We start from the raw sequence: 3,223 nt of genomic DNA on the forward strand, positions 1-3,223 counted from the left end.
CAGCCGGCGCCCAGCAGGTCGGCCACCCGGTCCAGCCGCTGCGCGACCGTGTTGGCGTGCACGTGCAGCGCGGTCCCGGTCCGGCGCGGGCTGCGCCCCTCGGCGAAGTAGGCCTCCAGGGTGCGGCGCAGCTCCGTGCCGCGCCGCGCGTCGTAGTCCAGCACCGGCCCCAGCACGCCGCGCACGTAGTCGTCGATGCCGCCGCGGTCGCCGAGCAGCATCCCCGCGAAGCCGAGGTCCTCCATCGCCGCGCCGCGGCCGGTGAGGCCCAGCGCGCGCATGGCCCGCAGGCACCGCTCGGCCTCCGCGTGCGCGGCGGGCAGCGCCCCCGGCCCGGTGGCCGGACCGCCCGCCGCCACCGTCACCTCGGCCCCGAGCGCCCGGGACAGCTCGGCGGCCATCCGGCGGGCCGCCGCCCCCGGGCGGTGCTCGGGCAGCAGCAGGACGACCCGGTCCCGGTCCTCGCCGCTGATCCCGCCGGCTGCCGCCGCCACGCGGCGGGCGACCTCGACCAGGCGCCGGCGGGGCTGGCGATCCGCCGAGGCCAGCAGGGCGGTGTGCGGGCGGCCGAGGTCGACGCCGAGCCGGCGTGCCCGCGCCGACAGCGCGGCGGGGTCGCGGCCGGCGTTGGCCAGCAGGTCGCCCACGAGTTCGCCGCGCAGCCGGTCCTCGGCCTCGGCCGCCGAGCGCCGCAGCAGCAGCGACAGCGCCGTGACCACCCCGGCGCGCTCGAACAGCCGCCGGTCCGCCTCCTCGAGGTCGGACCGGCCGGTCAGCACCAGGCCGCCGAGCAGCTCCGTTCCGGCCAGCACCGCGCACACCCACACCCCGTCCCGCCGCACCGCCCGGCGCCGCGACCGGGACTCGGCGACCGCCTCGGCCAGGTCGGTGCCCGTGCCCGCGGGCGCGCCCACCCGGGCGAGGACCGTGCCGCCGCCGTCGGTGACGGTGATCCCGCCGCCCAGCAGCGTGGCCACGGCGCTGCCCACCTCGGCCAGGTCGGCGCCGCCCAGCACCAGTTCCGTCAGCCGGTCGTGCGCCTCCTCCGCGCGGCGGCCGGCGACGGTGCGGGCGTGCAGTTTGGCGTGCGCGGCGTTGCGCTCGACCAGCGCGGCGCGCGTCTCGGCGAGCAGCTTGGTGGCGTCGATGGCGATCGCGGCGTGCGCGGCCAGCGAGCACAGCAGCGCCACCTCGTCCGGGCCGAACGTGCGGGGCGCGCGGTCGGCGGCGAACAGCACGCCGATCACGCGGTCGCCGAGCAGCAGCGGTACACCGAGGATGGCGACCAGCCCCTCGTCGCCGACGGCGCGGTCGATGGTGGCGGTATGCGCGAACCTGGGGTCGCTGAGGTAGTCGTCGCTCGCGTAGGGCTCGGCGGTCTCGGCCACCAGGCCGCCCAGGCCCTCGCCGTACCCGAGCCGCAGCCGCTGGAACAGCGGCGACACCGACCCGTCGGTGACCCGCATGAACGTGTCGCCGCGCTCCACGTCGTCCAGCGCCAGATAGGCGGTGTCGGTGCTGAGCAGCTGCCGGGCCCGCCGCACGATCGCCCGCAGCACGGTGTCGAGGTTGCGGGAGGCGGCGAGGTCCTGCGACGTCTCCAGCAGGGCGGTCAGCCGGCTCTCGCGCCGCTGGTGCCCGGCCAGCGCGCCGTGCACCCGCAGCGCCACCAGGGTCGCGGCCTCCACCTCGGCGACCTCCTCGGGGCGGGCGCCGGCCGCGCGCAACCGCGCGGCCGGCGCCCCGAACTCCGCGACCGGCGCGTTCTCCGCGAGCAGGTCGAGCAGGCGGCGCATCGCGGCGAGGGCGGAGGAGCTCATACCGGTGATCGTCGCACCCGCCGGGGCGGCGCCGGAACCGCCGGCCGCGGCCGACCGCGCTCCGGCCCGCATGTCACCGGGCCGAGCCGGACCGGCCGAGCGGCCCGGACGGCACGGCGGCGAGGTCGCGCCCGCGGGTCTCGCGCGACGCCCACACCGCCACGAGCGTCAGCACGCCGGCCACCGTGACATAGACCGACACCGGCAGCGACGTGCCGAAGGAGGCGAGCAGCCCGGTGGCGACCAGCGGCGCGATCCCGCCGGCGAAGATCGAGGCGAGCTGGTAGCCGACCGAGGCGCCGGAGTAGCGGACGCGGGTGCCGAACAGTTCGGAGAAGAAGGCCGCCTGCGGGCCGTACATCGCGCCGTGCAGCACCAGCCCCACGGTCGCGGCGAGCGTGACCGCGCCGAACGAACCCGCGTCGATCAGCGGGAAGAACGCGAAACTCCAGGCGGCCACGCCGACCGCGCCCACCGCGATCACCGGGCGCCGGCCGATCCGGTCGGAGAGCGCGCCCCACAGCGGGATGACCACGAGGTGCGCCGCGGAGGCGACCAGGACCGCGTTGAGCACCGTCGAGTCGGACAGCCCGGCGTGCTCGGTGGCGTAGACCAGGATGAACGCGGTCAGCACGTAGTAGGAGATGTTCTCCGCCAGGCGGACGCCCATGGCGACGAGCACCTCGCGCCAGTGCTGGGTCAGGACCTCCAGGATCGGGGCGCGCTCCGGCGCGCCGGCGGTCTCGGCCCGCTCCGCCGCCTCGCGGAACACCGGCGACTCGGCGACCGCGAGCCGGATCCACAGGCCGACGAGCACCAGCACCCCGGACAGCAGGAACGGGATCCGCCAGCCCCACGCCAGGAAGACCGAGTCCGGCATGGCCACGGCCAGGACCGCCAGCACGGCGGTGGCGAGCAGGTTCCCGCACGGGACGCCGGCCTGCGGCCAGGATGCCCAGAACCCCCGGTTCCGGTCGTCGCCGTGCTCGGAGACGATGAGGACCGCGCCGCCCCACTCGCCGCCCAGCGCGAAGCCCTGCACCACCCGCAGCGCGGTGAGCAGCAGCGGGGCGGCGACGCCGATGGCGGCGTAGGTCGGCAGCAGGCCGATCGCGAAGGTGGCGCCGCCCATGAGCAGCAGGCTGATCACGAGCAGCCGCTTGCGGCCGATCCGGTCGCCGTAGTGGCCGAACACCAGGCCGCCGAGCGGGCGCGCCACGAAACCCACGGCGTAGGTGGTGAACGCCAGCAGGGTGCCGACCAGCGGCTCGGAGCCGGGGAAGAACACGTGGTTGAAGACCAGCGCGGCGGCCGATCCGTACAGGAAGAAGTCGTACCACTCGATGGTCGTGCCGATCAGGCTGGCCACGACGACCTTGCGGATGGAGCGGGTGGGTGGGGAT

At 76.6% G+C, this 3,223-nt stretch carries 2 protein-coding genes; both read right to left on the reverse strand.

Features of this window, described 5'->3' with window-relative positions:
• Positions 1–1,820: helix-turn-helix domain-containing protein (locus tag DEF28_RS26030; RefSeq protein ID WP_199493558.1), on the reverse strand; the 1,820-nt coding region annotated here is incomplete at its 3' end.
• A 73-nt stretch (positions 1,821–1,893) separates the two neighbouring features.
• Positions 1,894–3,204 (reverse strand): MFS transporter, encoded by a 1,311-nt coding sequence (locus DEF28_RS26035; RefSeq protein WP_114400835.1) that lies wholly within the window; start codon positions 3,202–3,204, stop codon positions 1,894–1,896.
• Between the last annotated feature and the right edge of the window lie 19 nt (positions 3,205–3,223).

This window comes from Marinitenerispora sediminis, assembly GCF_003336425.1.
GTDB classification, from domain to species: Bacteria; Actinomycetota; Actinomycetes; order Streptosporangiales; family Streptosporangiaceae; genus Marinitenerispora; species Marinitenerispora sediminis.